At 39.4% G+C, this 6,812-nt stretch carries 5 protein-coding genes; all 5 read left to right on the top strand.

Annotated features, from left to right (window positions below):
- Positions 1 to 2,864 (top strand): hypothetical protein (locus A6733_RS09040; protein WP_176696786.1); only part of this gene is annotated, 2,864 nt, incomplete at its 5' end.
- Between the two features lie 595 nt (positions 2,865 to 3,459).
- Complete coding sequence (locus A6733_RS09035) at positions 3,460 to 3,609, top strand: hypothetical protein (protein WP_176696166.1); 150 nt, start codon at positions 3,460 to 3,462, stop codon at positions 3,607 to 3,609.
- Positions 3,610 to 3,802: 193 nt separating this feature from the next.
- Positions 3,803 to 3,928 (top strand): hypothetical protein, encoded by a 126-nt coding sequence (locus A6733_RS09710; RefSeq protein WP_278183862.1) that lies wholly within the window; start codon positions 3,803 to 3,805, stop codon positions 3,926 to 3,928.
- 9 nt (positions 3,929 to 3,937) lie between these two features.
- Positions 3,938 to 4,063, top strand: a complete 126-nt coding sequence (locus tag A6733_RS09705; RefSeq protein WP_278183861.1) for a hypothetical protein — start codon at positions 3,938 to 3,940, stop codon at positions 4,061 to 4,063.
- A 935-nt stretch (positions 4,064 to 4,998) separates the two neighbouring features.
- Positions 4,999 to 6,812, top strand: a 1,814-nt coding sequence (locus A6733_RS07135; protein WP_141663477.1) for a hypothetical protein, incomplete at its 3' end; no start/stop codon positions are given.

Below are 6,812 nucleotides of genomic sequence, written 5' to 3'. Positions count from 1 at the left end.
AGAAGCTGCGAAGTGGGAATGAATGTGCGGTTGAGGTTACGGAGCCAGGCTCTTCTTCAACCACTACTACTGCTGTAGATAAAGAGGTGGATGCTGAGAGGGGTAGAGGAAGGTTTTATGCCCAAAAATCTGCCGTTGCTCTAGATTGTGCTTCACTATGTGCTATGGTATTTCCTGAGTGTGCTCTAATGATTGAAGGTCTCTTTTCTAAAGTTGATGCACTTGCCAGGAGTATTTATGAAGACATGGTAAGCAAACAGCTCCCACAAGAAATAAGTGACAAGCTTTCGGTGACTGAGAGAGCTATTTGGTACAGGACCTACAAGGCGACGTGTGAGGTTAGTTTTGTGTCCAGGTGTTTTGGTGAGTACCATACTAAGCACCGCCCTGATTTTGTACGTTCTATTTCTAAAATTCAAGTACTATCTGATGCCAGAGGTAATTTGCTAGATTTTTTATTGTGTTTGGATTGTACTATCCGTAGAGAGATGGAGTCTGTTTTTAGCTCTTGTTGGAGTGAGGTTTCTGTTTCTCTGGAAGATGAGTCCTTGAGTGCTATTAGTTGTAGAGATTTTGTTAGGGTCCTTGACGTTGCTGGCATTCCCGCAGTAGCGTTATCTGCAAGGGTACGTGTCTCCACAAAGGGAAGAGGTGGTAAAGGTAAGAGTGCAGTGTCAGTAACTAGTGTTATAGACCTTACGCATTCTTCTCCTCCCAGTCCTCGGTCATTACCATCTCAATCTGGTGGTTCGCAATTGGGTTCTTCGTTGCCATTAGGAGAGACTTCCAGTGCACTTACTGAATTGACTCTGCTGTCTTCTTCTGTTGGAGACTCTGTGGGTGAATCTTCTTCTGGTCTGATTGTGGCAAAAAGACATAAAGGTAGCGATAGTGTTGGAGTTCCTGTCTCTACTTATTCTGAGGCAGGGACTGTTTGTACTACTGCTGTTGGGGTGCTGCCTGTTTCTACTAAAGCGAGTACTTCAACTGCTTCTGCAGTTTCGATCTCTTCCTCTTGTGCTTCATTGTCTGTTCAATATGTTGATTTGCTTGGTGTTAGGTTACATCCTGATAGTGCTAAACTAATTTGCAATCTCTTTTCTGTCATTCGTAGATCTGCCAAAACGTCTTACTCGATGGCACTGAAACGTCTCTTAAGGGCTGTAAGTAGTGAACTTTCTGCAGTTGAGCAGGCTATTTGGTGCAGAACATATAGGGAACTACATTTACTTAGTTTTATGGCTAGGTGTCTTTGTCTGTATCATCACGGGTACCGTCCTGATTTTATACGCTCTCTTGCTGGTATTAGAGTATTGTCAAGTTCCTCTGATCGTAATGTAGTGCCATTAAGTGGAGCTGAGTTACTAAGTTTTTTATCGAAGCTGGATTGTGCTATTCGCGAGGAAGTGGAGTCTATATTTAGCTTGGAGTGGGATAGGGTAGCTGATTCAGTCTTTGCCGAACTAGAAGATGGATCATTGAGTGATGTTGATTGTAAAGATCTTATTAATATTTTCGATGCTGTTAGTGTTCCCGTGGTAGCATTTTCAATTTCTCAAGAATATGAAAAAAAACGTGTGATAAATAAGAGCAGCAAAAAATCAGGAAGTGGTGCTTGTTCTTTGGACGCCTCCCTTCAGCAAGTTCGCCCCAAATCCAAATCCAAGACCAAGCAAAAATCCAAGCCCAAATCTTCTTTGCTTCTTGTTCAACGTGAGTCGTTACCTAAGCATCATCTTCTATCTGGGACGCGATTAGGGTCTTTGTTGCTATTGGAGGAGGATTCTAGTCAGTCTTCTCTTAAATTTGTTAAATCGCTTTGTTATAGAGAATCTGGGACGCGGTTAGGGTCTTTGTTGCTATTAGAGGAGGATTCTAGTCAGTCTTCTCTTAAATTTGTTAAATCGCTTTATTATAGAGATAGAGATCAATCTGGTAATGTATCTGCTGCTGTTTCTACTTTTGTAGCATTACCTGGAGGTGCTGCTGGATCTTCTTTTCCTCTTATTACCGATCCTGTTGCTGTATCAACTGTTTCTTGTGAGTCTTTTTCTAATGAGGGGGATGGTGTTTTTGTCTCTACTGAGAAAGGTGCTTCTCTTGATTTGGGAGAAGGTGAATTACCTGCATCTTCTCCTGTACCTGAGCCGGTAGTAGCTTCTGATATTTCCCTCTCTTTGCCACCATCAGCTGAAGAGTTGATTTCAGTAGGTGTTGTTTCTGCGTTGAGTGGGTCAGGAGATGACTTACTTTCGCCTCACTCTTCATCACCCTCGATTGTATCCTCATCTTTATCTTTGTCTTCATCTCCATCTGAATCAGGATTAGATGCAGATGTTTCCTTTTCCTCTACAGAGTCACTTGTGTTGACTAGAGAAGTTGGATTAGCCTCGGAAGTTATTGTTTCTGAGTCGGGAGTTTTAGTAGGTGAATCAACTCCTGCGTCCTCATCTGAGCAGCTAATAGTGCCGATTACTACTGCCCCTTCTTCTGTTTCTGCTGCTCTCTGGGAATCTTCTGCGGCAGCTGGCAGTAGTTCTTCTGCTTATTTTCGCGGACCCAAGAAATCCTTTATTATGCAATCAGTTAAGAGGTCTTTTGAGGTACCTATGAGTAGTGCTGTTTCCTCCTCTTCTGCATCTGTGGGTGTTGCTAGTGTTCCGCAAGTGGCTGCTGCTACTGATTCTGAGGATGTGGGAGAGAGATTGGCAGCATTGCTGAATCATGGGCTTCCACCTTCACCACCACCTGCCAGTGAATTTAGTGGGTCTATGAGAGGTGGTAGAGGAAGGGTAAGGGTACCTTCTTCGCATAGGGGTAATGCTCAGAGAGGAAGTGGTCGTAAAAGGAAAAGTAAAAGTTAATTGTGAGAATTAATCTTACTTCTTACTATCAGTGTTACATGATTTTATGAGTTTGATGTGAGGGGATGTTTATTTTTTATACAATAAATTTACCTCTTGTGTTTCTTGCATGTTTGATATAGGGGACATGTTCTTATAGGTAGTTTTTTATTTTTTTACACCTTCTTATTATCAATACATTAATCCGTGTTTTTATCGTATTTATAATTTTTATGTTATTAACTACTGCTGCTACCATTTTTTCATCTTAGTGCTACAACTTTGTAATACGGAGCATACTGAGTAAAATAATGCTCAGTAGTATTAATTCATCCATCTACAAAGGAGCATGATGTATTTGTTATATAATCGATGGTTAAATATGTAAGATTTGTTTTTTTATGTAGTACTAATACTATCTACTGTAAATTAATTAAAATAAAAAGAATCATTGAAATATAACATCGTACATATAGCAATCACTTCTTAATTTTTGAGTTTTTTGTTGGAACATCATTAACCAATAATAAAATTTGTATACAAGAATCTATGCTGGATGCTTATATTGTACATGATGAACAATTGTTAAATTTATGAACTTTTGTATTAAATATAAATGTGTTGTATTGCTGATATTTACTCCTCCTCTCCAGAGTCACCTGTATTGACTAGAGAAGTTGCATTAACTACGGAAGATGTTGTTTCCGCCTCGGCAGCTTTAGTAGGTGAATCAACTTCTGTTCTGCATTATCATTTGAGCATCTAACAATGCCGATTACTTCCCCTTCTTCTGTTTCTGTTGTCGCTATTAAAGGACCTCTTGCGGCATAGTAGTTATTTTAGTGGACCTAAGAAATCATTTGTTATGCAATTTAAGGGACCTTTTGAGGTGTCTACGACTAGTTATGTAGCTGCTGGACCTTTCCTTTCTTCCTCCTCTTTTGTATCTATGAGTAGTATTGACGTTGCTGGACCTTTCTCCTTTCTTTTATGCACCTGTGGATGTTGGTAATGTTTTGCCAGTGGCTGCTGCTACCGATGCTGTTGCTAGTGAGTATGTGGGAGTGAGATTGGCAGCATTGTAGAATTGATGTTTGCCACCTTTGTCAGCACCTGCCGATGAATCAAGTATGTCTATGAGAGGTGGTAGAGGGGAGGCTTCTTCACATCTGGGTAGTGATAGAAGAGGAAGTGGGTGTAAAAGTAAAAGAAATGAGTAGTTTGTGAGAATTTATTCTTCCTACTATTAGCATTACATAACTTTATTCGTTTATCGTGTGTAGGGGGTGTTTTTGCAGTGTGTTTAGTGTGGTGCGTTGATTTTTTCGTTATCCATGATCTAACGGAAACCACTTGTTTCTTTGGAGTTAATGATGTGTTCATATTGATCATGAAATAGTTAGGAATATTTGTGAAATTGAGAGTAAATTTTATGTTATTTAAGAAACACATGATTCCCCATTGGTGAGTTTTTATTTTATATATAATTTATGCTGATTTGACGAAAGAATAATTCATAACAAAATTGTACATCAGTAGATATATTGGATGTTTATGTTGCACGTGATACATGATTGTTAATTTTATATGACCTTTGTATCAAATAAGTCCTGTATGACAAGTAACTTGGATCTATACTAGTTTTTTATTAACTGCTATGTATTATTCTGTGTATACCTGTCATATTTGATATGTTGTGTGCGTTTCGTTATGTGATTGTGCTTACTTTTTTCCTGTAATGTTGGTGCGTTGATTAATGGTTGGATGTTAAATTAAGGAATAACAAAAATAATATGAGCAATGATCGGAGAGAGGTTGTTGCGCGATTAATGCATATTTATTAATCAAGTAATTATCTATTAATGTGTTGTTTATTAATACTTTATTTGTACAATTAATTATTATTTTTTGTATGTAAATGTTTGTTTTTTTATATTTATATACAAGCTACCATCGTCCCCCGGGGTGTGTTTTTTCCCTTGGTTTTGTCTGCCTGTGTGAATCATTTCATTTGAGGTCACTCAGTAGTGATAATGTACGATTCTGCCTCCGATTGTGACCCTTTCTTATTTGTGGTGTGGTGTGGTGTGGTGTGGTGTGTGAGTTGATATTAAAAATATTAAATGACAGATAATAAATATAAAGAGAGCTTGTTATGTATCCTGTATCATCTGTAGCCAGTAGTGTTGCCCCAGATAATGAGGATGATAGCGGTGACAATGAGGTTGCTGTACAACAGGGTGATAATTTGCAGCAAGCTGAGGTTTTTCCTTCTCCTTCTATTACTTCAACCATTGCTACCACTGTTGGTAAGGGTGGAGGCAAGTCTTCTTCCCAAAAGCATGGCACTTCTGTTGCTGTTTCTTCTTCAGCTACTACTATAGGCAAAGAAGTTGGTAGTGGTGGTATAGGAGGAAGTTTTTCTGCTCAAAAATCAGCCACTGTTGCTGATTCGGACGTTTCGGATTTGCTGGGTGTTGCGTTATCTCCTGAGAGTGTTCTAATAATTAAAGATCTCTTTTCTGAAATGGATGTATTTTCTAGACGTACCTATGAGAGTATGATAGGCAAACAACTTACAGCAGATGTGAGTGACAGACTTACTGTGACTGGGCAAGCTATTTGGTACTTTACCTATAGGTTGATGTATGAATGTAGTTTTGTATCCAGATGTTTTGGCGATTACCATCATGAGCACCGCCCTGGTTTCATACGTGCTCTTCCTGACATTCGAGTACTCTCTAATTTTCCTGAAGGTAATGCAGTGCCATTACCTAGAGATAGGTTGTCAGATTTTTTATCGAGCCTAGATTGTGCTGTCCATAATAATGTGAAGTCTATTTTTGACTCTTATTGGAGTGAAGCTTCTGTTACTCTGGAAGAAGGGTCCTTGAATTCTGTTAGTTGTAAAGATTTTATCGATGTCCTCGATGTCCTCGAAGTTGTCGATGTTCCTCCGCTAGCATCATCGGCAGTTACAGGAGGTAAAGACCGCCGTGCAATAAGTAAAGGCACAGGTGAGTGTTCGGCATCAGGAGTTAGTGTTACAGATATTACATACACTCCCCCTTCTGGTTCTAAATTATTACCACCTCAGTCTCATCCTGAACATACGCGTTCTCAATCTGATTTACAATTGGGCCCTTCATTGTCATTAGGAGATTCTTCTAGTGCACTTTCCGAATCTGTTAAGTGTGTTGATTTGCTGGGTGTTAAATTACATCCTGACAGTGCTGAATTAATTCGTAGTGTCTTTCGCGAAGTTCGTTCTTATGCCAAACTGTCTTTCTCAAGATCGATAGCAGATTACATTTCAACGGTAATGATTAGTGAGTTTTCGGACCTTGAGAGAGCTATTTGGTTCAAAACCTATAGGAAGCTGCATCTACTTAGATTTATGTCTAGGTTAGTTTATGTGTATTACTGCAGGTATTATACTAATTTTATACGTGCTCTTGGGAGTATTAGAGTATTGTCAAGTTCCTCTGATAGTGAGCTAGTGACATTAAGTGGAGTAGGGTTATTAGGTTTTTTGTCGAGACTAGATTGTGCTATTCGTGGGGAGATAGAATCTGTATTTGACTTGGAGTGGGATAGAGCAACTGGTAAATTTTTTTCTGAACTAGAAGATGGATCAATGAGCACTGCTAGTTGCGAAAATTTTATTAGAGTCCTTGCTATTGTTGATGTTCCTGTAGTAGCTCTTTCAATTTCTCAAAGCACAGGTAAGAAGGTGAGCACTAGGGGTAAGGCTAAGGCTTCTGTCCGAAAACGTGGTACTTCTGTTGCTGTTTCTTCTTCAGCTGTTGCTATAGGCGAGGTGGTGGCTGCTGAGAGTGGTAGGGGAAGGTTTTCTGCTCAAAAATCCGCTGTTGCTCTAGATTGTGCTTCACTATGTGCTATGGTACTTCCTGAGTGTGCTCTAATGATTAAAGGTCTCTTTTCTAAAGTTGGTGCACTTGCCAGGAG

Origin of the sequence: Candidatus Ichthyocystis sparus, from assembly GCF_900078745.1 — a bacterium.
Taxonomy (GTDB): domain Bacteria; phylum Pseudomonadota; class Gammaproteobacteria; order Burkholderiales; family 2013Ark19i; genus Ichthyocystis; species Ichthyocystis sparus.
Note: the sequence above shows the minus strand (reverse complement) of the source record. Positions and strands in the feature narration are given on the sequence as shown.

What these genes read in the sequence shown, in the direction of transcription:
- A6733_RS09035 (WP_176696166.1), top strand. Translation starts at nt 3,460, where the DNA reads ATGTGTTGTATTGCTGATATTTACTCCTCCTCTCCAGAGTCACCTGTA.